The following is a 25,317-nucleotide window of genomic DNA, read 5'->3' on the forward strand; positions in this document are numbered from 1 at the left end:
TTGTTCATCCGAACTGTCGGTATCACCCGGGCCACCATGAGGATCGGGCTGGCCAATATCGTCTACAACATGCGCCGCTTCCTCTTCCTCGAAAGGTTGAACGCGAGCGCGTAGTCATCCAGCGGGAGGGCAGTCCCCGATCTGCTCAAAACGCAGATCAAAAGCTACCCCAAAAACCGTCAATCAAATCGCCAAAACCCTGAAATCACGAGCCAGGCGCATCAACCAACGGTTCTTCGATCCCTCCACGTGTTCGAGCTGGATCGCCGCCAACTCGGAGCGTCGTAGCGCTCCACCATAGCCAACGAGGATAATGGCGCGATCACGAGCATCAACCAGCGAGGTCATCGGGATCGTATCAACAACCTCGCAGACCATCTCCCATGTCAAACCTTTGACCTGACGTGGTGGCGTTTTCGTCGGAGAGCGATGAATACCTGCCAGCGTCTCGGAGACGAGCGCGTGTGTCGTTGGAATGGGAAGGTGGGCGATGTGATGAAGATAGCGCAGCGCTGCCCGGTGGAGTTCGATAGTGGCCGGCTTACGTCCGCGCAAAGCGAGATCCGCAAGATAGGTGGCAACGTCTTCACTCCGTGCAGGCAAGGCGGGGAGGTTATGACGTGCCGCCCAAACACACCAGCCCCGGATGGCTGAGCGATAGGCGCGGCGGGTATTCGCCGCTTTTCCTAGCTGAACGAACGCGACGACAGCTTCCTGTGATGTCTCTAGTTGGCCGTCATATTTAGGAACCTCAGCTTCGACCAAAGCCGTGAACCAACGTGCGACATTGGCTGGATCCTGTCCAATAGGTGGCGGAGCTGAGATAGAACGAACTTTGTCTTGTCTAGGAGGGGCAGATGCTATTTTCTCCTGCTCCAACGAGACAAGAGACGCGACAAACGCCAAGCGCTGTCGATCGATCACAAGTGCCATTTCGTGACGGTAGCCATTGGGCAGAGAGAAGGAGGGGTCTTCAAGGAGCTTCAGTGCGTTGGCAGCATGTTCGGCGCACTGGGGCAGTTCGGTATCGGGCAGAAAGCTACCGTCAGGCAGCGTGCTGCCTGCAATGAACACGGGAAGGGGAGGGGGGAAGTGGGCAGTAGAGAGAATGGTGCGCAGGACGTCGACCGTTACGTCGGATTGAGCCAGACGCTGCCGAGTGAGACGGTCCACCTGTTCGAGAACACGCAGGCGCAAAACGGGCCAAGAGCCAGTCAGGAGGATAGAGTCAAGCATATCTCATATTGTTTAACTGTCTTGGGTGAGCTTGCCAGCCCCCTACTCAAAAAATGCAGTTATTGTCCTATGCTTGAAAGTCTCCGAACAACTGTTCTGCTCAAGCAGTTTCGTGTCTGTGCGATGCTATCCAGCAGCGTGTGAGAGAAGATAGTATCTGAGGGCACGCGATTCCGACCGTCAGATCGCAGAGGTTGACGTCCGTGTCGCCATTATTCATCGGTTTACTGCTCTCAAATCCTCTTCCCCTTCTTGTCAAGTAAAGAATAGATGATTAAATATCTCACCAATCCTAATCAATAAATTGTGCAACAAAGCATCTAACACCTTGTTCCAAGAAACGCTGAAAATATGTACCGTCAGTAAGACAACCGATCCCACCAAACTACAGTAAAACACGCAATAAGGAACAGAAAGCAATGAAAGCGAACGGCGTAAATATCTCACTGGAAGCTGTATCTCCATCGGCGACACATAGGGGATGCCCGGTTGAGTTCGCCCTTCAACTCATTCGAGGCAAGTGGAAAAAGAGGATTATCTACCTTATTGCCGAACGCGAGTTACGCTTTTCGGAGATTTTGAAGAATTTAGAGGAAATATCACAACCCGTGCTTGCACGAGAGCTACGCGAGCTTGAAAGCAGCAATTTGATAAAGCGGGTTGTTTATCAACAAGTTCCTCTGAGGGTCGGATATTCACTGACATCTGTCGGTGAAAGCTTACTACCGATATTGATTGATTTAAAACGGTGGGGTGAGGAATACATAGAGATCTCTCTCTAAGAGGTATGGTCTCAAAAATGTTAGTAATTGACTGCATCAATTCCGGACGCTTATCTTTTCGGTTATACATTTCGTTGCAAGGATATATCAGTGTCAGGACAAAAGCGTCTGTTGTTAGTTGGCGGTCATCCCAGCCCTGCCACCTCGCGCTATCAAAACTCCATGATCTCACGTGCCGAAAAGATTGGCGCCGCCTGCATATCGCTTTGTGATCGAGTAACTCAAGGTAAGTTCGATGTTGCCGCCGAACAGCAATTACTTGTCGACGCCGACCGGATAATTCTGTCATTTCCTTTCTACTGGTACAGCTACCCGGCAATAATGAAGCAGTGGATGGAGGACGTCTTCCTACCCGGTTTCGCCTATGCTGCAGGCGGTGACAAGCTGGTCGGCAAGGAATTTATTGTCTTCACCACGATAGGTGCCCCGGAGCATGCTTATCATGCAGCAGGTTTCAATAATTACACACTTGATGAATTGCTAAGACCAATCGAGCAATCCATCAGGTATGTTGGCGGAGTTTATCTTCCGCCTTTCGCGATCTATCGCAGTTTGTTCATTCCCCAAAACGAGCTTGACAAGCAATGTGATAAGGCAATGGAGCATCTTGCTCGCTCATTTAGAACGAAACGCCAGCTCTATGCTGACATGATCCGCGAGGCCGAACAACTTTACGTCCCTCTGGCAATGCAAGCTCACGACTCAACCCCCGGCACTACTTTGGCGTCAAAACCATGAGCCACAGGGCTACCGACTTTGACGATTGCCAACGGCAGGTTTTTCCTACTCGGGTGACCGCCCGAGAGGCGTATCACTTAATGACGGCATCACCACCGCCCGCAGTTCGATTTCTTTTTGGTCTGAGGGATGCTTTAGGCAAGATAGTTGGGATCAAACCAATTGAAGGCTTCTCTAGCCAAGTCCATCCAAGTCCATCTAGCACAAAGTTAGATTTCTTTGACGTAGATGAAGATTATCCAGAGAGATTAATACTCTCTTCGACCGATCATCATCTAAAGGTCATTATCGCCATATGTGTAGAAGAACATGGCGTTGGGAGCTTAGTGTCCGTCACAGCATCGGTTGATTGTAACAACTTCGTTGGTCACCTTTATATGCTGCCGGTCCGGCCGATCCATAAAGTAATGACATCATGGATGCTCAAACAGGCGGCACTAACGTCAGAGCGTTAAATCCTCTTATAGCGAGCGAACCGATGCCACGTAATATTTCCCCCGTTACGACTTCAATCGTCCATAAGTCTGATGCGGACGACGTGTTTGTCGCAAGACCTCGGTTGATTCTACCAGAACGCATTCCTTCAGTGCATTTGAGCAAGTCGGGCGCGTCCACACTTCTCAACGCAGGTCTCTACTCAATCACTACTTCTGAGGATCTCGTCGCATCAGTGGATGACGATCAGACGGTGCCCGGCTACTATGAGGTCAAGCCCGTTAAACCCGATGCCATCACACCGTCGACTCTTCTACGGAGCGACGAAGTGAAGATGCCGCTGACAATCGTCTATGACGTGAAAAACACAGCAAGCCATTACTATTTCTATCGGAAGGAGCACGAGCACGTTCCTGGCCTGATGTTGATTGAGGTCGCACGACAGGCCATGTACCACTATGTCTATAACGCTTACGATACCAAACGAGGACAGGTATCAATCTCGATGTCATCTCTTCTTGCAAGATTTGACGACTATACGGAGTCCTCGCTGCCACTATCGGTTATCGTGACGCAAAACGTCAACGAGTATACGAGTTCGCCGCGTCACATCGATCTTCAAGCCAAGTTCTTACAAAACGGGAAATGGGTGGGTTCCGTGAACTTAACAGGCGGAGTGATGAAGATTGCACTTTTCGAGCGCCTTCGAAGGTTTGATCTAGGCGATAATCAATGGTTCTCACCCTTTCCCCATTGGGATATGCCCATCTTGTTGGAGACTAGGGAAGGCACAGTGGAAGCTGTCCAGCTCCAAGCTATATGCGGTAAGGGAGCAGTAGTACAAATAAAGCAAAGGGGTCCGTCAACGATCCAAAGCGTTTATCGGCTCATCATCACGACTAAAACCATCGGCTGCATCGCCCTGCCTGTGTCTGACACACGCTTCGATACAGAGGGAGTGCATGTTAACTTCGGCAATTCGCGCACGGCCTCGCTGAACGAGTTTATAAAGCGTTACTGCACGCTGATACAACCACAACCGACCCCTATTGGCATCCATCAGTGAGCACATTCGAACGCTCGATGGCAGCGGTGACCCTCAGATCGGGGCTGCGCCTAAAGAACCGCATCGTGTTCACCTCGATGGGGTTAGACCTCGCAGACGAAGGAGGATGCTTTACGGATGCGCTTGCGGATTTTTATGACGGCATCGCTGATGGACATGTGGGCGCAGCGGTACTCGCAAATTCAAGCGTCTCTGACAGATCTCGACTGCATGCTGGTGGCTTGGTCTTAACTGAAGGTGCCCAACGTGACGCGCTTTGCAAATTTACGGATAACTTGGTAGCACGAGGATGCGCTCCGTTCGTCCAATTGCAGCACTATGGGCCACAAGGGTCGACCAAGCTAACAGGCGCGCCGCTGCTCTCACCAAGCGCAGGCCCACCATTCAGTCGACCGGCTTCAACAGCCTCCAGAGAGCCGTCTTGGAAGGTGATGACCAAGGATGACATCAAGGATGTGATCCGCCAGTTTCAGAGAAGCGCGCTGCTAGCAGAAAGTGCAGGGGCCCAAGGCATCCAGATACAGGCTAGTAACGGCTACCTCCTAAGCAGCTTTCTTTCGCCCTTCTCAAATCGCCGAACGGACGGATATGGCGGCTCTATAGAGGGCCGTTCCCGCATCATGCGAGAGATCGTCGCGGCTCTACGCTCTACATTGAAATCGTCGACCGCAGTGTCAGTCAGGATGAACGTAAGCGATTACATCGCCGATAATGGTATCAGCGAGGATGATGTTGCGGCGTGCGTCCATAGCCTCGCCGATGAAGGCGTTGATCTGATCGAGTTAAGTGGCTGTGTCCGCGGTTCTTTTCACCGCCTCTTGTCTCCGTCCGATCCGTTTCTTGACAACTTCCGGGCGAGCGTTCGGCTGGTCACACAGTATTCGCCGGTGCCAATAGTTTTCGCTGGCGGCACGGCGTCCCTATCTCAAGCTGAGCACCTGCTCGGCGATGATGTATGCGACTTGGTCGGTATGAGCCGAGCCCTCTTCGCAGACAACGATCTCATCACTAAGACGCTTTCTGACAAATCAGATCAGATTGACGGCTGCCTCTTCGACGGTAATTGCTTTCGTGACAAATCAAATCCGGTAGCAGATCGCGTTTACTGCTGTGTTTCGAAGAAATATCCGCGACCTAAGCACATCGCCTATTAACAGGAAATAAAGACATGGCATTTAACGGAAAGATACTGACTATTACTGGCGGCTCGGGCGGCATTGGGACAGCAGTTGCCAAGCGATTCACCGACGCCGGAGGTACAGTTCTTCTCTTAGGAAGAAGTGAGGAGAAAGGGCGAGCAACAGAGAAAGCTTGTGGTCCGGGTGCCACTTTCATACGGTGCGATGTCAGCAACGCTGATGATGTCGCAAACGTCTTCGAAATGATTGACGCAGAATACGGTGGGATCGACTTCGCCGTTAACAACGCTGGCGTCACAACACCATATGTTTCGCTTGATAAAGTAGAAGTGTCAGACTGGCGAAAAGTCCTATCCATAAATCTAGATGGTGTGTTCTACGCCATGAAGCACCAGCTCCCGATGTTGATCCGGCGGCAAGGATCAGCGATTGTTAACGTTTCATCTTGCGCAGGGGTCGTTCCAATCCCAATGCAGGCTGCCTACGTCGCAAGCAAATCGGCGGTAAACGCCTTAACGAGAGCTACCGCTCTTGAATACGCGACTGAAAGCGGTGGTCTATTCCCTGTTCGTATCAATGCAGTAGCTCCAGGCCCAACATTAGGCGGCATGAACACACCTGAGAGACTAGCCGCTCATCCGCAAAACACCGAGCGGAAACGAAACTCGACAGCAATGAGACGGTTCGGCACGCCAGACGAGATCGTGAACGTGATCGAGTGGCTCCTGTCGGACAAGTCTTCATTCGTTACCGGCCAGGTCATCAGCCCCGATGGAGGCTACAACGCGGGCAAAATCCTATGACGAAGAACATCTTTGTCACTGGGACAAGCTCGGGAATCGGCGAGCAAATCGTCATCGCACTGTTAGGGGCAGGCCAAAGCGTCGTTGGTCTCTCCAGACGGGAAAGCCCAATCATCATGGGCCATCCCCACTACAAACATATTCACTTAGACCTTTCAGATTTGAACGAACTCGAAAGGGCTATATCCAGTGGCAAGCTCAGCGAGGCATTGGACTGTGATGTAGCCTATTTGAACGCCGGTACTTTCGGACCCACGCCAAATCACGGCCATAACCTTGAGCTTACCGACTTCACTCATGTGATGAATGTGAACTGTATTTCGAATAAGCTTCTCCTCGACGCTCTCGCCCGAGAAGACCGGCCGATAAAAATCGGAATATCATCTTCTATATCGTCAGTCCGGTTTCGCGCAGGCATGTCGGTATATTCGGCGTCCAAGGCATCACTAAATGCCTTAGCGCATATATATGCCAAAGAATATCCACGGATGTTTATTGTCAATATCGGCCTATGCAACGTCGATACCCCCTTATGGCAAACGATCCTCACGCCTAATCTTAATCCTGATTTGGAGGAGCTTTCTGCACTTCGTGAGCGTGCAAAACAGCCAGGATACTTATCATCCCCAGCATCCAGGGCAGATCAGTTGATTAAAATCACTACTCATCCGGAGCTATTTGGCGTTCAGTCTGGTGAGTTCATCGAGATAAGATCACTCAGCCATCTACTCTCATAGGAAAAAATATGTCCGCTTTTTCGTATTCTCCAACGATCTACAGAATATCTTACGTCTATGACGTCATAGCAGGTATCGGTTTAACAACCCCCTGGACGTATAAACTTCTTTACGGAATTATACTCCAATTGAACGATGGGATTTTCGGCACAAATTCGAGCTTGGTGGCCGACGATCCCGGCGGCATCTTCTTCGCTAACATCGGCGGCCTAGCGCTTTGCGCTTGGGCTTGGGCTCGTGCATTACATTATACACCGTCCAACCTTTGGATAGATGGGGGACTGAAGCTTCTCATTGTAGCTATGCAGATCATAGCCGTGGCGAACGGCGCACCGACCATACTGCTTGCCCTTGGAAGCGTCCTCTTCGTAATTGGTGCCGCCGAGTTGGTAACATTCCGGCGGCACTATAGCTCGGCGAAGGTCGGCTGAACGCGTAGCGCAGGTTTGCTCTAACCTGCGGCTCTGGGCTGCTTTGAATCTGCAGCCTATTTGAGGAGAAACGTCGTACTGGAGGGTTCGAAAAACCCCTTGGCTCTGAGCTGTTCTGTGTGATTCCATTTCTTCGGCGTTGATTGGGGATGGTGGAAGATGAAGCAACCTGGTTTCTTTGATGTTGAAGAGCGTCTTGCTCGGCTGAGCGGGCTTGGCGATCAGCTGGAAGCCTTTTCCCGGACTGTGGATTTTGAGGTGTTCCGCCCTGATCTGGAGCTGGCTCTGGCCTATTCAGACGGAAGTAAAGGCGGACGTCCGCCGTTTGATCCGGTGCTGATGTTCAAAATCCTGATCATCCAGACGTTGAGCAATTTGTCTGATGAACGGACAGAGTATCTGATCAACGACCGCCTGTCGTTCATGCGCTTTCTGGGATTGGGGCTGTCGGACCGCGTGTCGGATGCCAAAACGGTCTGGCTGTTTCGTGAGCGTTTGACACAGGCGGGTGCCATTGAAAGGCTGTTTGACCGATTTGACGCGACCCTGCGGAACGCCGGTTATCTCCCGATGTCCGGCCAGATCCTGGATGCAACACTGGTGGCTGCTCCAAAGCAGCGCAATACGAACGCTGAGAAAGCGGATCTCCGGGCAGGACGTATTCCCGAAGACTGGCAGGACAAGCCGGCAAAGCTGTCGCACAAGGATCGTCATGCACGATGGACACTTAAGTTCACGAAGGCGAAGCGGCAGGGGGACTATCCTGAATTTTGTGCGGTGTGGTGATAAATTGCTCGAAGAGGAGCCCCCGCATGAGCATTGATAAAGACCTCCTGGACCGCCTGATGGAAGGACGTTCACCCGGCGACCTGTTTGGCAAGAACGGCATACTCTCGGAATTGACGAAGGCTCTGGCGGAGCGAGCGCTCAACACGGAGATGACTCTTCACCTTGATGAGGAATGCGCCGATGGTGCACCTGACGAGGGTAATCTGCCGCCCAATCGCAGAAACGGCAGGAGCCAGAAGACCGTGACCACGGAGAGCGGCAAGGTTGTTCTGGATATTCCCCGGGATCGGAATGGCACGTTTGACCCGATGCTGATCGCAAAGTATCAGCGTCGCTTTCCCGAGTTCGACCGCAAGATTATCAGCATGTATGCCCGGGGCATGACGACCCGCGAGATCCAGGGGCATATCGAGGAAATCTACGGCGTTGAGGCCTCCCCGAGCCTCATTTCCGCGATTACCGACGCGGTGATGGAGGAGGTCGCCGCCTGGCAGAACCGCCCGCTGGAACCGTGCTATCCGATCGTCTTCATGGACGCGATCCGGGTCAATATCCGCAGTGACGGGGCTGTCTCGAACAAGGCCGTCTTTGTGGCGCTCGCGATCCTGCCTGACGGCACACGGGACATTCTGGGGCTGTGGTTCCAGGAAAATGAAGGAGCCAAATTCTGGGCCAAGGTCCTCAGTGACCTGCGCAATCGGGGGGTGCAGGATATCCTGATCGCCGTCGTCGACGGGCTGAAGGGCTTTCCGCAGGCTATCGAAGCGGCTTTCCCCAGGACCCGCATTCAGACGTGCATCGTTCACCTGCTGCGTCATTTACAAGGACCGCAAGGCCGTCGCCACCGCTCTCAAGGCAATCTATACGGCAGTGGACGCCAGCGAGGCCGAGGCAGCCCTCGGCAGGTTTGAGGAAAGCGATCTGGCCAGACAATACCCGGCCATCGCACCCAGTTGGCGCAGGGCCTGGAATGAGGTCATTCCGTTCCTTGATTACCCCCCGGAAGTACGCAGACTGATTTACACAACGAATGCCATTGAGGCCCTGAACGCAAAGATCCGTCGTGCTGTGCGCACCCGCGGCCACTTCCCCAGTGACGAGGCCGCAGCAAAATTGATTTACTTGGCGCTCAATGCTACCTCCTCAGAGTGGAAGCGCTCAGTGAGCGAATGGTATGCTGTCAGATGGCAGCTCGCCATCATGTTCGATGATCGTTTCTCAATGGCCTGAAAAAATGCCACCGCACAAAATTCTACACAGTCTCGCGGCAGGACGATGGAACCATACCGTCGAGCGATCTCGCCATCCCGTTCGTTGGTTACAAATCCCACGTCTCCATCGACCAGAAGTTTCGGTTCATCCGAAAATGGAAGACGACGGATGCCGCCGCCAGTGATGGTGCGCGATTGAGAGAGGGGCTGTTAGATAAAACCAATACGGCCTCAAGCGTTTGGGCTGATACAGCTTATCGCTCGAAAGCGAATGAGGACTTCATGGACAAAGAGGGTTTTGTCTCAAAGGTTCACAGAAAAAAGCCGCATCTCAAGCCGATGCCCCGACATATCCAGAAATCGAATGCTGGAAAGTCCGTGATCCGATCACGCGTCGAGCACGTCTTTGCCGACCAGAAATCACAGACGGGATTGTTCATCCGAACTGTCGGTATCACCCGGGCCACCATGAGGATCGGGCTGGCCAATATCGTCTACAACATGCGCCGCTTCCTCTTCCTCGAAAGGTTGAACGCGAGCGCGTAGTCATCCAGCGGGAGAGCAGTCCCCGATCTGCTCAAAACGCAGATCAAAAGCTACCCCAAAAACCGTCAATCAAATCGCCAAAACCCTGAAATCACGAGCCAGGCGCATCAACCAACGGTTCTTCGATCCCTCCATTTGGTGTTCTTTTTGTAACTGTCTTTTTTTATGCGCTTTCTTTTACATTTTCATTGCCGCACGAGGCAGCCGTTGCAGCGTACAAACAGAATATTTCCGCCCTTGCCATTACAGCACAAAATTTTCCCGGAAGCTGGGCCAGCATTATTGGGGTGGTGTTGAATATTTTTGCTGTCAGTGACCGGGGTTTTCGAGGTTGGCGCACGGGTCCGGTCTGTGCCCGTAGAAGGCAGGATAATGCCCTGATGGTGCATATCCGGACTTATTCATATACAGAACCAGCAGCGCTACCGGCGCCCCCGTATGACCAAGGCTCTCAGAACTCGTGGCTTTTCTGCCGGGCATCGTCGTGTGGGACGCCTGATGCGGGAGAATGACATCCGGGTTGTCAGGATACGACGCTTCAAAGTGACCACTAACAGTTCGCACACACACAGTATAGAACCCAACCTTCTGGGACAGGATTTTTCAGCAACAGCACTTAACCAGAAATGGACAGCGGACATAACATACATCTGGACACGTGAAGGCTGGCTTTACCTGGCTGTGGTGCTGGATCTCTTCTCACGAAGAGGCATCGGCAGGCACCTTCCGGATGGACGCAAAGGCAGCCATGCTCCAGGAAATATCTTCAGTGTCAGCCAGTCGGCGTCTTCCTTCATGCGGTTCAATGTGACGCAGTGCGAGGACGACAGATTTTTTCGATCTCTGGAAAAAATACGGGGAGGGGAGACGCCGGATCATTTTTGATAGTGTCTATAAAAATCATAGTGAGTGAGCAATATGTGGTATTTTTCTGGTCTTACAAAATGGCCTACTCAGCATCCTGCGTCCCCTTGTGGTGCATTATTCATTTAACTCCACGATGGAATAATTGCGCCATGATAGGCTTCAAGGAGTTTTTCCCGCACATTGGGTTGCTGGAAAGCTTTCACGAGCGGCTGTATCCATGGTGCATGGGCATTGTTCTCATTCACCGCGATAAAATTGATGTACGGGTTATTTTCCATACTCTCGCGCGCGAGGCGCTCTTTGTTGAGGTCAATCCCTGCTTTATAGGCCCATTCCGTAATAACCACCCCGGCATCCAGATCGGGGAGGGATCGCGCCAGAACAGGATCATCCAGCTCTTTAATTGTCAGAGACTTGGGGTTTTCCGCAATATCCAGCGCCGTGGGCATTCCATCCGGTACGGTTGCAATTTTTAAGAGACCTAAGGATTGAAGCAGCTTCAGGGCTCTGCCTTCATTTGTCGGGTCCGCGGGAACCCCAATTGTTGCTCCTTGCGGCAGAGCAGAAAGGCTTGTCCATTTTTTGGAATAAAACCCGACTGGCGCGAAATATGTATTACCGACCGGGACAATATGTGCGCCCAGAGCCGTGTTTTGTGCTTGAAGATAGGGACCATGCTGGAAGGCATTCGCATCCAGATCTCCGGCCGCCAGCGCCGCATTGATTGGTGTTCCTTCAGAAAACGGAATAGCCTCAATGGCCAGACCGGCTGTCCGGGCATTTTCCTGAACAATGTGCCAGATATCCTCATCCTCACCGGAGAGGATGCCAACCCGTATCGGGCGAGACTGTTGTGCTCTTGCGGCAGATGACAGAATGACTGGTGTCGCAGCCAGAAGCGTCAGGACAGTACGACGGTTAAAACGACGACCCTGTGTTGTAGAAGGTCGGGGAAAGAACACATTAGGCATGGTGAAGAACTTTCGGTAATGCCGGAGAAAGAAGGTCACTGTGATGGCGGCCTGCGACGTCGGGATGCGATCTGAGGCGGCCCTTCAAGGTGTTTTGTCCAATCTGGGAGAAAAGAGGATTTTCCGGGTCCAGCGTCAGCCCGATGCTGGATTTTGTGAGGGATTCCGGCAAAGGCAGGATGGGTATTGTGGAATCCAGTTGCGCACCAAGGAAAAATGCGGCGGAGAGTCTGTCATGCCCCGATCGGGGACTGACCACACGATGAATGGCTGCCCTGAAATACCCGTTGGTTGCGACTTCAAGCAATTCACCGATGTTGACGATAAACGTATCCGGCTGTGGCGGAGCCTTGAGCCATTGCCCGGACGTCAGTTCAACTTCAAGGCCGCCTTCGTTATCCTGTAGGATGAGAGACAGCAGATCACTGTCTTTGTGCGGACCGACCCCCTGACCTTCATCATTATTTTGAGAACCCGGATAATGGATCAGCTTTAAAAGGAGATAGGGCGCGTCATTCACAACCGGATGAAAGGCTGTTTTATCCTGTGCCAGAGACAGGGAGAGTGCTTCAAGAAGCTGGCGCAGCACATTGAGAGTTTGCTTCTGCCAGGCCAGAACCGTCTTTTTGAAGTCAGGGAGGGCTTCAGGCCATTGATTAGGCCCCTGAAGGCGCAGATAGGCGGGCTTATTCTCAAGATCTGCCAGGGCAGCTTTTTCTGAGCCGATATCAATCTGTTCACGCCAGTCCTGCCTGCCGCGCGTTAGCTCCAGCCCTGCACGATTATACCCTCTGAAATGCGGGGAATGAATCATGGCAATCTGCTGTTTCTGCTCGAAAGGCAGAGAAAAAAACTGCTGCGCCTGCCGGAGCAGTTTGGCATTCAGGGATAAGAGAATTCCATGCCCTTTCAGGTAAAAAAAGCCGTATTCATGGGCAGCAAGCCTCAGTGAGTCCAGAAAGGATTCGTCGGGCTTTCCTCTTTTGTCCCAGAGAGAAAGATCAATGGTTGGCAGAGAATAAGCAGTCCGCGTCATGCGTTGATCACTTTCAGCTACGGTATTTGCCAGATGACAGACCGTGGCCGAAACCGGCGTCAGGCTCTGACTGGCACCATTTAATGCATATTAAATCGCGTTATATAGAAAATCCATAAATTATTCGTTGTTTGACTCACAATTCCATATGGAATAATTGTGTTAAAGTTATTTATGGAAATCACTATAATGATGCGTGGTTATATTCTGGCACCGATTGTTTTTGGTCTCTCTGCTTCGACCGTTCTGGCTGCGGAGAGCGGAAGTGGACAATACCCTTCTGATAAGGGCGCGCGTTCTCAGAAGGTGGCTGTTGCCAAGAATACACTCCGTACAACACAATCAGACCATGAAACTTCTGATGAACCTGAACAGGTGATTGTGACAGGAACACGTGATCCGTCTCAAACCGCCGCAAGAAGTGTCAGTCCAATCACCATTATTGGCGGGGATCAGCTCAGAGCAACGGGCATGACGGATATTCGGGAGGCTCTTGTCCAGCTTTCTCCGTCCATCAGCCGGGAAGTTAATGGATCAGATCAGGGGTCAGTCGTGGATGCGCTGAGTCTGCGTGGTTTGAATGCTGATCAGACACTGGTTCTGGTCAATGGAAAAAGACGCCATACAACAGCAGCCATTGCTGTCGACGCATCTTCCCAGCAGGGCACGACGCCTGTTGATTTAGACATGTTGCCAATCTCGGCCATTGACCACATTGAAATCCTGCAGGATGGTGCCGCAGCCCAGTATGGATCTGACGCCATTGCAGGCGTTATCAATGTGATTCTGAAATCAAACAGTCACGGTCTGCACATGCAAGCCACGAACGGCGGATATGCTGCCGGAGATGGTTTTACGACAGGGGAAAACCTGAACGCGGGGTTTGCTCTGGGGCAGCGTGGATATGTGAATATCAGTGCAGAATTCAAGCATCAGGATCGTACCCAGAGGACAGGGATTGACCCCAGAACCGGGCGTAATAATGATCTCGCAACTGGTCAGCCGCAGGTCACACGGGAATCAATCGAGGCGAATTTCGGCTATCATCTGACAGATCAGGTTGAACTCTATGGGTTTGGCACCTTTACACATCGGGATGCTGAACGCTGGACCTATTTACGCGCGCCAAGCACGACGGCAGCCGACGGGCTTCAGGGTATGTATCCGAATGGTTTTGAACCTGTGGAGACAATGCCTGAAAATGATTATGGCTTTACGTTAGGGTTTCGAGGGAAAAAATTATACGGCTTTGACTGGGATCTTAGTTCCACCATTGGCGGAGACCACGATAGGCTGGCCGATTACAACTCAGCCAATGCGGATGCCTACAAAGAAACCGGTTATTCACCGTCCCGCTTTTATCTGGGCAATTACTCCAATCAGCAATGGACAAATAACCTCGATATCCGGCGGGGTGTTGATCTGCCGTTTCTCTACAGACCTCTGAATATTGCGTTTGGGGGCGAATATCGCAGAGACACCTATTCAATCGGGGCGGGGGAGCCGTTGTCATATTATCTGAGCGGGGCACAGGGGTACCAAGGAGAAACGCCAGAAAACGCGGTTAATTCCGCCAGACATGTGGCCGCAGCTTATATTGATTTGTCGACGCAAATTATCTCGCGCTGGCGGGTGGATATTGCTGGTCGGTTTGAACATTATAATGACGTCGGGAACGCACGGACCGGCAAAATTTCCAGCCGTTATGATATCAACAAATATATCGGGTTCCGTGGGACAGCTAGCACTGGCTTTCGGGCACCTACTCTTGCTGAGCAGAATTTTGCCGCTTTTATTTCCAGCCCGAACTACGCTACGGGGCAAATTGCAGCAAACTCTGCAGCTGCACGTGCCTTAGGTTCGCCGGGGTTGCGTCCTGAAACATCAACAAATTTCAGCGTCGGGATGATCCTGAACCCTTTGCCACGGCTTCATATCAACGTTGATGCTTACACGATCTCTATCAAACACCGGATTGTTGATGGAGGATATGCTTCAGGCGCACGCGCCATTGAGGCTTACGCAGCTGCCGGCGTGAATACATCCGGGTTTACTGGAGATGAATCCGCAGTCAGTACAAATTATTTCACCAATGGTGCCAACACGCGTACTACAGGCCTTGATATCACAGCCCGTTACGCCACGGATTTCGGCCGGTTTGGAAAGGTGAACTGGGATGCCGCCGTTAATTTCAATCATACCAAAGTCAAAGATATTGCTCAGACAGGGGAGGGCAATCCCGTCCTGAATGCTCAGCAGATCAGTCTGATGTCGACGGAAAACCCCTCCAACAAGCTTATTTTTGGCGGCCGATGGACATTGGGGAAATGGGATGTGGCCGTGCATGAAATTCGCTATGGCCACACAACGTCAAATCTGACGTTTGTCTCTGGGCCAAATGCCTTTTCCACCACACAGTTTTACCATCAGATCAATCGCCCGCGCTTTGTGACCAATCTTGAGGTAGGCTATCAGGTGCTGCCTCAGCTTCATCTGGCGTTGGGTGGCAATAATATTGGAAATGCTTACCCGAGCCGGGTGCCCTCTTTTACGGCAGATTATAACAATAACCTCTACGATACGCTTAGCCAGCAGCTTTCAGAAGAGGGCGGATTTTACTATCTGCGTGCGGATTTAAAAATATGAACAACGTCACGTTTTCAGAGAAATCGCATGGCTGAGAGTCTGAGAGATAGTCTGAGAGTTGACCGGCTTTACAAAGCTTTTGGCGGCAGCCCTGTACTGGAGGGGGTGAGTTTTTCCATACAGGCAGGCGACATTGTTGGGATTATCGGACGGTCCGGGGCAGGGAAGACAACGCTGCTCCGCTGCCTGCACGGCGCGGAAACCCCGGATGTGGGAGGCGTTTTTATTGAAGGTCAAGAAATCGGCAGGTTGAAAGAAAAGGAACTTCTAGCACTTCGCCGGCGTATTGGCATGGTTTTCCAGAATTTTAACCTGCTTAAATCCCGGACTGTGTGGGGTAATATTTCTCTGGCTCTTGAGATTGCAGGGTTTTCCAAATCAGCGCGTACAGCAAGAATTCAGGAACTGATAGGGCTGGTCGGACTGGAAGGACATGAAAATAAACATCCTTCTCAGCTTTCGGGTGGACAAAAGCAAAGGGTAGGGATTGCGCGGGCACTTGCCACAAATCCGGCGGTCCTGTTGTGCGATGAAGCCACATCTGCTCTGGATCCAGAAACAACATCATCCATTCTTGCTTTGCTGAGCAAGATCAATCAGGAACTTGGTATCACGATTGTGCTGATCACCCATGAAATGGATGTGATCCATCGTCTTGCGCGCCGTGTAATGGTTTTAGAACAGGGGCGTATTACCGAAGATGCACGGACAGAGGATTTTTCAGGCGCAAAAGAGAAGCGTGCATTAACGCAGTTTTTTGAAGGAGCAGAGCAGAGCTTTCTATCGGCCCAGCGACTATCTGTTATACAGAGCGAAAAAACGCATGGAGGATTACTTGCACTGCGTGTGACGGTTTCAGAAAGCGCCTTATTCACGTCTCTCATTCCTGCTCTTTATGAACAGTTTTCTATTACATCAAACGTGCTGAGAGTAAATTTGAACGAAAATTATTCCGATGCGTGCGCAACACATCTCGTTATTCTCTCTCGCAACGATGAGAACGCCCTGAACTGGATTGTGCAGAGCGTCGAAAAAATGGAAGTGCTTGGCTATGTCCCATCAGGTATTTGATCTGTTCCTGAAGGCAACGCTGGCAACTCTGGAAATGGTTTTTGCTTCTGCCGCCATTGCCGTAATTTTTGGATTACCACTCGCGCTTCTTCTGACTGTAACGGCACCAAACGGTTTATGGCCGTCACCTGTTATTCGCAAAGGGCTAGGCTTTATTATTGATCTGACCAGAGCTGTACCCTTTATTATTCTTCTCGTCCTGCTCATCCCGTTCACCCGTTTTCTGGTTGGAACAGCTCTTGGAACCGGAGCTGCGATTGTGCCTCTTTCAATCACCGCTACTCCGTACTTTGCACGCATTGCAGAAGTGTCTTTAAAAGACGTGGACCCGGCGCTGATTGAAGCCATACGCTCCATGGGGGCAACGCGCCTGAAAGTCGTATGGTCTGTACTGCTGCCAGAAGCCCTACCCGGATTGATTTCAGGCCTGACGGTTACAGTGGTCACCCTAATCAGCGCCTCTGCCATGGCGGGTGTGGTTGGAGCTGGCGGGTTAGGCGACCTTGCTATTCGCTATGGATATCAGAGGTTCAATACAGGCATGATGCTCTGGATAGTTGGGATACTTGTATTTATTACAATAATTGTTCAAGTTTTTGGAAATTTTTTAGCGGCTAAATTCAGGAGAAATCTATGATCAATTTGGACTTGTAACAGCTTTGTGCCGGTCACTTATCTCGTTATGCCACTCCTGACCGGCACCAAATCGTTACAAGTCCATGATGGCGCGTGACCTGCTGCGGGGTGGTGATCCGGTAATGTTGCATGAAGGCACGGCCACCCGGACGCTCAGGCAGTGGGACCGCATTGCTGCGCGTCTCGTGTCATCCGATGGAAAGACCATTCTGGCAGGTGGGTTGCTCGCTTATTCGCGGGGTGCCTGTGAGGATCTGGCGACGAATCTTTACAAGGTGCTTCGAAAGCGGCGGGGCAAGGCGGAGTTTCCGAAAGTCGATACGCAGACGCTGCGTGAGCTTGCGCCGATGTTCACGCTGACCTGGCTGTTCCGGACGCTGGAGGATATGGCGCGGCAGATGGATGGTCCCGCGCTGTTCAATGGAGACGGGGACGATCTGGTTCTGCATGAGGTTTGCTTTTCGCTGGCTAAGGGCGTGACGCAGAAGAAAGTCGCCGATGTGCTTGACGGGATCATGGCCCTGCGACCTGAAAACCGGTTATTCTGGAACTGGCTGAAAGAGCCGGCGAGTGGTCCCCTGCGCAAGGCTGGACGGGATGGAAACGGGCGGTTCCTGCGCACGGAGATGGATGATGGTGCGATCGTGTTGGGCACGCTGGAGCTGAATGGGCGGCAGTTGCGGCTGCAGGTGAACTCGAAAGAGCGTGCCGAACGTGGCCGTGCCTTGCTGCAGGCTGGTCTGGGTGATCTCGTGGGCACTCCACTCACGCAGATCATGACACCGGCGCAGGCAATGGAAGAGCGGGAGCATCACGGACGGGAAGCATCGCCAGCGCTGCAGATCCCGCCCGAGGAGGAAGCCCGGATTATCGGGCAGATGCTGGAGCGTCACTATCGGCAGGTGCTTGATGAGCCGGTTCCGGCGCTGGGGGATATGACGCCGCGTCAGGCCGTCAGGACAGTTTCAGGGCGTAAAAAGGTGGCGGCCTGGTTGAAGGGGATCGAAAACACTACCGCACGTGCCTCGGGTGGTCATGGAGCCATGGCCGCCTACAATTTTGGGTGGATGTGGAGCGAACTCGGACTCTCAGAACTAAGGAAATAGTCCGCTTACGCCTCATGTCGGACGTACACGCTTTATATTGATCGCCCTCAAAGCAGACCTTAAAATTTGGGCATTGCCGAATGTTTTACAGAAAAATCTCGCATGGCGAGGAACACGCCCATAAGATTTTGGCCCTGGTCTGATAGCCGGTATTCTACGTGACGTCGCTTTTCTTCGAAATCGTGTCTCTGTATCAGGCCGTCTTTTTCAAGTTCCCGCAGATGCTGGGTGAGCATTTTTTGCGAGACCCCGGATAAATCCTGTTTCAGCTCAGCATGGCGCAATGAAGGGGCTGCATAAAGCCGAAAGAGAATGGGTAGCTTCCAACAGCCCTGAACCATTTTCATTGTACGGATCACATGCGCCGCAGCTCCATCAGGACTAAGACAGGCCAAACGGTCTTTGTCCTCTACAGGTACTTTTAAGTGCGTAATTGTCTCGTTCATCTCCGAGGCTACCTTGATGACAGATGGCTCATGACAATGAAGGAGTAGTTATGGATCTGCAACTTGACGGTAAAACAGCACTCGTAACCGGCAGCAGCAAAGGAATTGGCGAAGCTGTCGCAAAGGCTTTTGCACGAGAAAAGGCGAGGGTCATCGTCCATGGGCGGAATGAACAGGAAGCCTTACAGGTCGCTGAGAAAATCCAACAGGAAGGCGGTCAGGCCAGAACAGTTACAGGAGACCTTACGTGTGATGATGCTGTCGAACGGCTGGTCAGGCAAGCCGAGCAAATATGGGGTAAAATCAGTATCCTTGTTAATAATGCGGGAGGATCAAGTGGCGACATTCAGAGCTGGGAAAATACAGAACCTGACGTCTGGATGAAGACTTACGACCGCAATGTTTTGGGGGCTTTGCGGATGGTCAGGTGCCTTTTGCCCAAGATGCAGCGGGAAAAATGGGGTCGTGTCATCAACATTTCCAGTCTTGCAGCAACGATGCCTCCGCCGACATCTCCCGACTATTCAGCATGTAAGGCCGCTATGAATGCCATGACAGTCTCCATGGCCAAAGCCGTGGCCTCTGATGGCGTCACGGTCAATACCATTTCGCCGGGGACCATACATAGTGTGACCCTGGACAGTCGTTTCCGGGGTGTGGCAGCTCAACGAGGGCTGGCAGAGAAAGATGCGCCGTGGCCTGAGATCGAGCGTTGTGTTCTCCCGATTTTTGCGCAGGTTCCTGTTGGCCGTGTTGGAACACCGGAGGATATAGCGAATGCGGCAGTCTTTCTCTCCAGCCCGCTGGCTGCCTATATCACCGGCGTAAATCTGCGGGTGGATGGAGGTCTGTTTCCAGGTTTGTAATAATCAGGGAAAGGCCGGTCTGAAATCAAAACGATTTTATCGTGGGAGCTTGAAGTCAGGCCTTTCCATATTTTGGTATATTACAACAATAGATTATCGGTTCTCTGTAAAAGCAGATTGATAAAGACGCTTACTTTGGGGGTCAGATACCGTTTGCTCGGATAGACAACCGAAATTGGTATTTCAGGCGAAGAATATTCGGGCAAAAGGATTTGAAGGTGCCCTGTGGCGAGGGCTGGCTGGATCAGAAAACGGGGCAGACATGTAATGCCTAACCCGGCTTTCGCGGCATCAAGAAGCGCACTGGCATTGTCCGAGAGCATTGTCGGACTTCCCTGTATGATCTCAGGAATTCCCTGCACCTTCGTAAGTTGCCACATGCTCCGAGGCCGTAGGTACGTGTTGAAAACAAGCTTTTTGTGGCGCGCCAGATCCTCGGGAGACATCGGCATGCCATGGCTTTCGAGATAACTAGGCGCTGCGCAGAGTTGGCCAAAAGAGCGCGCTATCACCCTGGAAATCAATTCTGAATTTGCCGGGGGCGGTCCGAAGCGAATGGCTAGATCGAATCCTTCCTCAACAAGATCGATGAAGCGATCCGTAAAGCTGGTTTCGACGGACAGACCAGGCCACTGTTCGAGATAGTCCGCAAGAACAGGCAAGACGATCTGACGCCCAAACGCTTCAGTCATAGTAATGCGCAGGGTTCCGCTTGGGACTGCGCGAGTTCGCGTGATAGTCTTCTGCGCATCTTCCAGATCTTTGATGATGATGAGAGCACGCTCATAAAATGCGCGACCATCGACAGTCAATCCGACCCGTCGTGTTGTCCGATGCAGTAGTCGAACACCAAGTAAATGTTCAAGCCGTGCAACGGATTTCCCAATCGTGGAACGGGTCAGGCCAAGGCGTGATGCTGCTTGACCAAACGATTCTGCGTCCGCGACGGCAATAAAGGCCTCCAGCGTCCGGATTTCAGCCAGTTCCATCGTTAAAGCTCCGCCCCCCTCGCACTGTGCCTCTTTGTCCCAGCTTACGGGAAAATCATTCCCCAATAACTGCATTATGCTGCCGATTGTAGATGTTATTGAAGGAATATGGTCATGACGCTAACAGCGAAAACGCAGGAACTTCTCAAAGGATGGCAGCGCGCAGGCCGTGGTATCTATGAAGTGCTGTCAAAAAAGGGAACGGTAACCTGGCAGCAGGCTCGCGACACGTATGTCGAGGAACTTGCCGCTCTCCTTCCGGCTCCGGACGGTGTGGCATTCGAGACGGTGGACATGGATGGCGTACCGGCCATGCTGGTAACGCCAGAGACCGTCATCGACGACCGGGTCCTTTTCTACATGCATGGTGGTGGCTATGTGCATGGCGGTGTGAACGCTTATCGTGGATTAACAGGCCATTACGCAAAGCGTTTGGGGGCAAGAGTTTATGTGCCCGACTACCGGCAGGCCCCGGAATTCATTTTCCCGACACCCATTAACGACGTTTTTCGTGCCTATAAGGCGCTCTTCTCCCTGGGGCATGATCCATCGTCCATAGCTCTTTCTGGAGACTCCGCTGGAGGTGCTCTGGTTGTTACCATCATGCGTAAGGCGCGTGATGCAGGCGTCCCGTTGCCAGTAGGCGGTGTTGCGATATCGCCATGGGTTGATTTGACGCATTCCGGAGCCTCGGCCAAAACCCGGAACGATCTTGACCCTGTGGCAAGCGTAGATCTTCTAACACCTTTAGCGCGGACTTTTTTGGGAAATACTCTGGCTACGGACCCGGATGTCTCCCCTATCTTTGCTGAACTGCGCGGGTTGTCACCGACGCTGATCCTGATGGGCGAAAACGAAGTGATGTTGAGCGGGGGCATGACACTTGCAGAGCGGCTGGCCGAACAGCGGGTTCGTACCACACTGGAAGTGTGGCCAGGCATGTTCCACGTCTGGCTTCTCTTTGCGGGGTTCATGCCCGAAGCTGATGAAGCGCTCGACAACGCTGTTGATTTCTTGACCAGGGAATATCGGCGCGCCAGAGCATCGTAGGATGTCTCAGATGTCATGGCGGAAAGGCGTTTTGAACCTCGGTGACGAAACTTCGCAGCTTTGGGGTCATAGCAGGGCCAGTATTGTAAAGCAGATGCATCGGGCGACCAGGAACTCTCCACTGGGATAGAATGCGGACAAGGCGACCAGAATCAAGTTCGGGCTTCAAGGCCTGTTCAGAGCCCAATACTATGCCCTCTCCTGACAAGGTTAGGGCCAATAGAAAGCCCCAGTCGTTGGACGTCACAGTGCCGGAAACCATGACGGATCGTGTGCAGGTCTTTCGTATAAAGTGCCATGCTGTTCGCACAGAATGTGCAGAGTTTTCGTAGACAAGACACTGATGCCGGGCGAGTTCCTCAGGGCTGTCCGGAGCGCCAAATTTTTCGAGATAGGCAGGCGCTGCGCAGACCGTAAGGGAATATGAGGTCAGAGGGCGACTGACGACCGCAAGATCGGGATCTGGCTCGCCAATACGAATGACAGCTTCATGGCCATCCAACGTCGGATGAACCAGTTGATCCGTAAGGGATATCTGTAATCGTACCTTCGGGAATTTCTTCCGAAAATTATGCAGAAACATGGGAAACATGGTCCGCCCGAAGGTAACTGGTACGCTGACAGCAAGTGTACCACGTGGTTCGCCAAGCGTGTTGGCGGCAAGATTATCAGCACGCTCGACAGCCTTCAGGACGAGATGACATTGCTCGCAGTAAAGACGTCCTATTTCCGTAAGGCTCTGACGACGTGTGGTCCGATGGAGCAGGCGTGTGCCAAGATGACGCTCCAGAGCCTCCACATGCTTTGCCACCATCTGGGGGGAAAGGTTGAGGTGTTGGGCTGCTGCAGCAAAAGACCCGGTTTCCACGACCCTTATAAAGACTTTCATGCTGGTCAGACGGTCTAGCATTCATCGTTCCTGGTTGTTTCTATAATTCTCTATCGAGGATTTATCGTCTGAGCGTGATGAATATGCTGGAGATGGGCAGACGACCTCAACATCAATTTGTCCACCCTTCAAAATAAGGAGCATTCCTAATGCCCATCTTTATCGTGCGCATGGATCATCCTGACGGAGATGGCTGGGGGCACTATGTGCTCCCGCACGTTCTGTATCTCAAACAGCTGATACAAGAGGGAAAGCTTCTGGCTTCTGGACCTCTTAAAGGAACACCATTCCGATCCGGGTTTCTGATCATGCAAGGCGCCAGTCTTCAAGAGATTGAAGATATGGTCGCAAAGGATCCTTTTTCGCCTGAAGGTTTGATCTGTGATCTTAGGATTGAAGAATGGGATCCCCTGTTTGGCTGCCTGTCTGAGTTTTCGAGTGGCAAGCCCCCCGCAGAGCTACAATCCCTGTTTCCTTGCGATGACCCATCGTGATCTATGAGCTGATCCGTTTTCAGACAGATGTCCTTGGTGTGTCGACACTCTCCCATCGCCTGCAAGCACAGTTCTCTGATGCGTCAGACCCTGTAATGGGTAGTCTGACCGGGGTGTGGCGAGCAGAGATCGGGGAACTTGGAACCCTTCTGCTACTGCGTTCTTTTCCATCCCAGGAAGTCTTGCTCGACGCACGGCACACAACGCTGGGAACGAAAACACCCTTCGGCATCGAGATGAACAATATTTCTATGGAAATGGAAACGTTCGAAGCGTTCCCATTTCTTGAGCCTGCGGGGCTCGGTGAACGCGGCGGCCTTTATGAAATCCGGACTTATAGGCTGAAAGCAGGTGGACTGAATCCGACTCTGGAAGCGTGGCAGGCTGCTTTGAAGCCGGCAGAGGCCTATACCCGCCACCTGATCACCAGCATGTATGCGTTGGATGGAATATTGCGCATCTGCCACATCTGGGCTTTCGATAGTTTTGAACAGCGTAATCTACTGCGCCGACAGTATTACGCGGCCGGCCTTTGGCCTCCGCAGGGCGCGCCCGAACAGATTATTCATGCACAGTCTTGGCTTTGCCTTTCAGAACCCTTCTCTCCATTGTGTTAGAGTCTGTACGGCTTGAATGATGAAGAGAACTGCAGAGCCGCTTGTGATGAGCATGATGCAGTCTGTATTTTCTGATGATAGGTGGTCGGTCTAAGCAAAACGAGTTCGCTACCGTTTGCCGACCCGGTAACTGCTGGGCGGCATTCCTATCACTCTTTTGAACGCCCGGCTGAATGAGGCTTCTGAATCATATCGCAATCGCTCTGCAACCTCTGCGATGCGAGCATTGTCCCGCATGATCCACTGCTTGGCCTGCTGCATTCGGACGTCTGTCAGATAGCGAGCAGGCGTATCGCCGAGGATGCTGGCGAATGCAGTCGCAAAGGCCGAGCGTGACATGCCCGCAATCGCGGCAAGTTTGCCTACCGACCAGTCCCCGCCGGGATCCTCATGGATCGCGGCAAGGACCTGACCGATTTGAGGCTGCCGTGCTGCGTTGATCCAGGCTCCGTCATCCAAAGTCCCACTTTCCATCCAGGAGCGGATGATCTGCACGGCAAGCACGTCGGCCAGTCGGGCAGCCATCCCAGCCGCACCGACCCTGCGGCTTACCATCTCCGCGGCAAGGGCATTGAGCAGTGGCAGGATCAGAGACTCCGATCCGATCAGTGCACGGGCATGCAGCACAGGGGACATGCAGCGAAACAAGGGATGCGAACGATCGAGATTGAAGCGCATCGACCCGTAAAACAGCAGCCCCTCCCGGTTCTCTCTGGCGGCCTCTGGATCGTAGCCATCTTCCCAGATCGGACGGCATTGCCAAGCCGGAAAGGGTGGCCTGACAGCATCAGGCGCGCTGGCCAATACATGTGCATCACCGCGCGGCAGCAGAATAGCGTCCCCCGTCTGGAGCTCCGACCATTCGCGGTCCTGCACGAGCAGCCAGCACGGCGCGCCCCCTATGAAGTGGAAATAGGCATTGTCCTTCTCATGGAAGCTATAGGCCCAAGTGCCTGACAGGTGCCGCCGTCCGTATTCGAGGCCATCGAGCCGTAAGGATTGGAGCATGCGCGTAAGCGGATCAGAGCCGCCAACCGGCGAATTGCTGGACGAAATGTCATGCATAATGGCGATTATGACATTCATGACCCAACAAAGCCAGCGTAACTTGGCATTGATGGCGCTCCTCCGGACGCTAGGTGGGCAGCAACGCTGAAGGAAAACACGTTGTGAACAGACGGAAAATCATCGGCGGGACGGCATTGATGGCCACGCTGAGCGCAACTTCCGCCATTTCCTGCATTGGCGTCGCTGCAAATGCCCATATCACTGATATTCCGGGGTTCAGGACACGTGAGGTCCGCACCGTGAGGCACCGAACGACCTTCATCAAAGCTGGACTCGCCAGCGGCTCCCTGATGATCTTTGTACGTGGCCATCCGGAGCTTGCAATCACTTGGAAATGGCAGATGGCCCATTTCGCCAGGAAGGGCTGGCGATGTGTAACTCCTGACATAGGAAGCTATGGCGGTTCCTCGGTCCCGGCTTCATCATCTACGTACACGGTCCGTAAAATTCTGACTGACATGGCCGAATTGCACGACGCACTCGGCGGTGCCCCGGCGATCTGGATCGGTCACGATTGGACTGCAGCAATCTCTCAGAAGCCAAGATCGCCAGTGGTCACTTCCCGACGCTCGAACGCCGAGAAGAGGTCTGCCACACGATGTCGGATGGCCTCGCCGCGAAGCGACTGAGTGCCTGATAGATCCATTTATAT

The 25,317-nt window shown here is 52.5% G+C and carries 24 protein-coding genes and 5 pseudogenes; 22 read left to right on the plus strand and 7 right to left on the minus strand.

Features of this window, described 5'->3' with window-relative positions:
• Positions 1-114 (plus strand): annotated as a pseudogene (locus KP703_RS12515) (IS5/IS1182 family transposase); the annotation flags it as partial.
• Positions 115-183: 69 nt separating this feature from the next.
• Here the strand turns inward: KP703_RS12515 and KP703_RS12520 are convergent.
• Positions 184-1,197 carry a site-specific integrase gene (locus KP703_RS12520; RefSeq protein ID WP_252354057.1) on the minus strand — a complete coding sequence of 338 codons (1,014 nt, stop codon included), beginning with the start codon at positions 1,195-1,197 and terminating at the stop codon, positions 184-186.
• A gap of 458 nt (positions 1,198-1,655) precedes the next feature.
• On the opposite strand from KP703_RS12520, the gene KP703_RS12525 reads away from it, so the two are divergent.
• The 12 genes and pseudogenes from KP703_RS12525 (at position 1,656) to KP703_RS15935 (ending at position 10,798) form a co-directional block, all read left to right on the plus strand.
• Positions 1,656-2,018: a helix-turn-helix domain-containing protein gene (locus tag KP703_RS12525; RefSeq protein WP_215755188.1), complete on the plus strand. Its 363-nt coding sequence runs from the start codon at positions 1,656-1,658 to the stop codon at positions 2,016-2,018.
• A gap of 90 nt (positions 2,019-2,108) precedes the next feature.
• Positions 2,109-2,756: an NAD(P)H-dependent oxidoreductase gene (locus tag KP703_RS12530; RefSeq protein WP_373687494.1), complete on the plus strand. Its 648-nt coding sequence runs from the start codon at positions 2,109-2,111 to the stop codon at positions 2,754-2,756.
• Positions 2,753-3,211 carry a DUF2867 domain-containing protein gene (locus KP703_RS12535; RefSeq protein WP_215755189.1) on the plus strand — a complete coding sequence of 153 codons (459 nt, stop codon included), beginning with the start codon at positions 2,753-2,755 and terminating at the stop codon, positions 3,209-3,211. Before KP703_RS12530 ends, KP703_RS12535 begins: the two co-directional genes overlap by 4 nt.
• Positions 3,172-4,257 (plus strand): AfsA-related hotdog domain-containing protein, encoded by a 1,086-nt coding sequence (locus KP703_RS12540; RefSeq protein WP_215755190.1) that lies wholly within the window; start codon positions 3,172-3,174, stop codon positions 4,255-4,257. The genes KP703_RS12535 and KP703_RS12540 overlap by 40 nt, the downstream gene beginning before the upstream one ends.
• Positions 4,254-5,411, plus strand: a complete 1,158-nt coding sequence (locus KP703_RS12545; RefSeq protein ID WP_215755191.1) for an NADH:flavin oxidoreductase — start codon at positions 4,254-4,256, stop codon at positions 5,409-5,411. Before KP703_RS12540 ends, KP703_RS12545 begins: the two co-directional genes overlap by 4 nt.
• A 14-nt stretch (positions 5,412-5,425) precedes the next feature.
• Entirely contained in the window at positions 5,426-6,199 is a 774-nt protein-coding gene (locus tag KP703_RS12550) for an SDR family NAD(P)-dependent oxidoreductase (protein ID WP_215755192.1), read from the plus strand.
• Positions 6,196-6,936 (plus strand): SDR family oxidoreductase, encoded by a 741-nt coding sequence (locus tag KP703_RS12555; RefSeq protein WP_215755193.1) that lies wholly within the window; start codon positions 6,196-6,198, stop codon positions 6,934-6,936. The genes KP703_RS12550 and KP703_RS12555 overlap by 4 nt, the downstream gene beginning before the upstream one ends.
• An 8-nt stretch (positions 6,937-6,944) precedes the next feature.
• A complete protein-coding gene (locus KP703_RS12560) occupies positions 6,945-7,367 on the plus strand; it encodes a hypothetical protein (protein WP_215755194.1) in 423 nt (140 codons plus the stop codon).
• A 159-nt stretch (positions 7,368-7,526) separates the two neighbouring features.
• Positions 7,527-8,126: pseudogene (locus KP703_RS12565) on the plus strand (transposase); the annotation flags it as partial.
• Between the two features lie 53 nt (positions 8,127-8,179).
• Positions 8,180-9,386, plus strand: a pseudogene (locus tag KP703_RS12570) (IS256 family transposase).
• A gap of 17 nt (positions 9,387-9,403) precedes the next feature.
• Positions 9,404-9,913: pseudogene (locus tag KP703_RS12575) on the plus strand (transposase); the annotation flags it as partial.
• A 438-nt stretch (positions 9,914-10,351) separates the two neighbouring features.
• Positions 10,352-10,798, plus strand: a complete 447-nt coding sequence (locus tag KP703_RS15935) for a DDE-type integrase/transposase/recombinase (protein ID WP_215755195.1) — start codon at positions 10,352-10,354, stop codon at positions 10,796-10,798.
• Between the two features lie 104 nt (positions 10,799-10,902).
• Here the strand turns inward: KP703_RS15935 and KP703_RS12585 are convergent, their stop codons facing one another.
• Both KP703_RS12585 and KP703_RS12590 read right to left on the minus strand, forming a co-directional pair.
• Complete coding sequence (locus KP703_RS12585; RefSeq protein ID WP_215755196.1) at positions 10,903-11,751, minus strand: MetQ/NlpA family ABC transporter substrate-binding protein; 849 nt, start codon at positions 11,749-11,751, stop codon at positions 10,903-10,905.
• The gene (locus KP703_RS12590; RefSeq protein ID WP_215755197.1) at positions 11,744-12,787 is read right to left on the minus strand and encodes an isopenicillin N synthase family oxygenase; all 1,044 of its coding nucleotides are present in this window, start codon (positions 12,785-12,787) and stop codon (positions 11,744-11,746) included. Before KP703_RS12590 ends, KP703_RS12585 begins: the two co-directional genes overlap by 8 nt.
• Positions 12,788-12,976: 189 nt before the next feature.
• On the opposite strand from KP703_RS12590, the gene KP703_RS12595 reads away from it, so the two are divergent.
• The 4 genes and pseudogenes from KP703_RS12595 to KP703_RS15680 form a co-directional block, all read left to right on the plus strand.
• On the plus strand, positions 12,977-15,433 hold the full coding sequence (locus tag KP703_RS12595) for a TonB-dependent siderophore receptor (protein WP_215755198.1): 2,457 nt from the start codon (positions 12,977-12,979) through the stop codon (positions 15,431-15,433).
• Positions 15,434-15,460: 27 nt separating this feature from the next.
• Entirely contained in the window at positions 15,461-16,504 is a 1,044-nt protein-coding gene (locus KP703_RS12600) for a methionine ABC transporter ATP-binding protein (protein WP_215755199.1), read from the plus strand.
• Positions 16,485-17,141 carry a methionine ABC transporter permease gene (locus tag KP703_RS12605; protein WP_215755200.1) on the plus strand — a complete coding sequence of 219 codons (657 nt, stop codon included), beginning with the start codon at positions 16,485-16,487 and terminating at the stop codon, positions 17,139-17,141. Before KP703_RS12600 ends, KP703_RS12605 begins: the two co-directional genes overlap by 20 nt.
• Before the next feature lie 76 nt (positions 17,142-17,217).
• Positions 17,218-18,246 (plus strand): annotated as a pseudogene (locus KP703_RS15680) (hypothetical protein); the annotation flags it as partial.
• 59 nt (positions 18,247-18,305) lie between these two features.
• Here KP703_RS15680 and KP703_RS12615 read toward each other — a convergent pair.
• Positions 18,306-18,692 (minus strand): helix-turn-helix domain-containing protein, encoded by a 387-nt coding sequence (locus KP703_RS12615; protein WP_061509407.1) that lies wholly within the window; start codon positions 18,690-18,692, stop codon positions 18,306-18,308.
• A 50-nt stretch (positions 18,693-18,742) separates the two neighbouring features.
• Here KP703_RS12615 and KP703_RS12620 point away from each other — a divergent pair, with 50 nt between their 5' ends.
• Positions 18,743-19,558: an SDR family NAD(P)-dependent oxidoreductase gene (locus KP703_RS12620; protein WP_215755201.1), complete on the plus strand. Its 816-nt coding sequence runs from the start codon at positions 18,743-18,745 to the stop codon at positions 19,556-19,558.
• An 80-nt stretch (positions 19,559-19,638) separates the two neighbouring features.
• Here KP703_RS12620 and KP703_RS12625 read toward each other — a convergent pair whose 3' ends face one another.
• Entirely contained in the window at positions 19,639-20,547 is a 909-nt protein-coding gene (locus KP703_RS12625) for a LysR family transcriptional regulator (protein WP_061509411.1), read from the minus strand.
• Between the two features lie 114 nt (positions 20,548-20,661).
• Here KP703_RS12625 and KP703_RS12630 point away from each other — a divergent pair, with 114 nt between their 5' ends.
• Positions 20,662-21,597 (plus strand): alpha/beta hydrolase, encoded by a 936-nt coding sequence (locus KP703_RS12630; protein WP_252354059.1) that lies wholly within the window; start codon positions 20,662-20,664, stop codon positions 21,595-21,597.
• A gap of 13 nt (positions 21,598-21,610) precedes the next feature.
• On the opposite strand, the gene KP703_RS12635 is transcribed toward KP703_RS12630, so the two are convergent.
• Positions 21,611-22,507 carry a LysR family transcriptional regulator gene (locus tag KP703_RS12635; protein WP_063905533.1) on the minus strand — a complete coding sequence of 299 codons (897 nt, stop codon included), beginning with the start codon at positions 22,505-22,507 and terminating at the stop codon, positions 21,611-21,613.
• A gap of 128 nt (positions 22,508-22,635) precedes the next feature.
• Between KP703_RS12635 and KP703_RS12640 the strand changes: the two genes are divergently transcribed.
• Together KP703_RS12640 and KP703_RS12645 are read left to right on the plus strand one after the other, a co-directional pair.
• Positions 22,636-22,980 (plus strand): YciI family protein, encoded by a 345-nt coding sequence (locus KP703_RS12640; protein WP_063905532.1) that lies wholly within the window; start codon positions 22,636-22,638, stop codon positions 22,978-22,980.
• Positions 22,977-23,597, plus strand: coding sequence for an NIPSNAP family protein (locus KP703_RS12645; protein WP_215755203.1), 621 nt, complete (start codon positions 22,977-22,979; stop codon positions 23,595-23,597). The genes KP703_RS12640 and KP703_RS12645 overlap by 4 nt, the downstream gene beginning before the upstream one ends.
• Positions 23,598-23,705: 108 nt before the next feature.
• Here KP703_RS12645 and KP703_RS12650 read toward each other — a convergent pair whose 3' ends face one another.
• A complete protein-coding gene (locus KP703_RS12650) occupies positions 23,706-24,683 on the minus strand; it encodes an AraC family transcriptional regulator (RefSeq protein WP_215755204.1) in 978 nt (325 codons plus the stop codon).
• 272 nt (positions 24,684-24,955) lie between these two features.
• Here KP703_RS12650 and KP703_RS15940 point away from each other — a divergent pair, with 272 nt between their 5' ends.
• On the plus strand, positions 24,956-25,294 hold the full coding sequence (locus tag KP703_RS15940; RefSeq protein ID WP_373687495.1) for an alpha/beta fold hydrolase: 339 nt from the start codon (positions 24,956-24,958) through the stop codon (positions 25,292-25,294).
• The last annotated feature ends 23 nt before the right edge of the window (positions 25,295-25,317 follow it).

This window comes from Acetobacter sp. P5B1, assembly GCF_018811985.1.
GTDB classification, from domain to species: Bacteria; Pseudomonadota; Alphaproteobacteria; order Acetobacterales; family Acetobacteraceae; genus Acetobacter; species Acetobacter cerevisiae.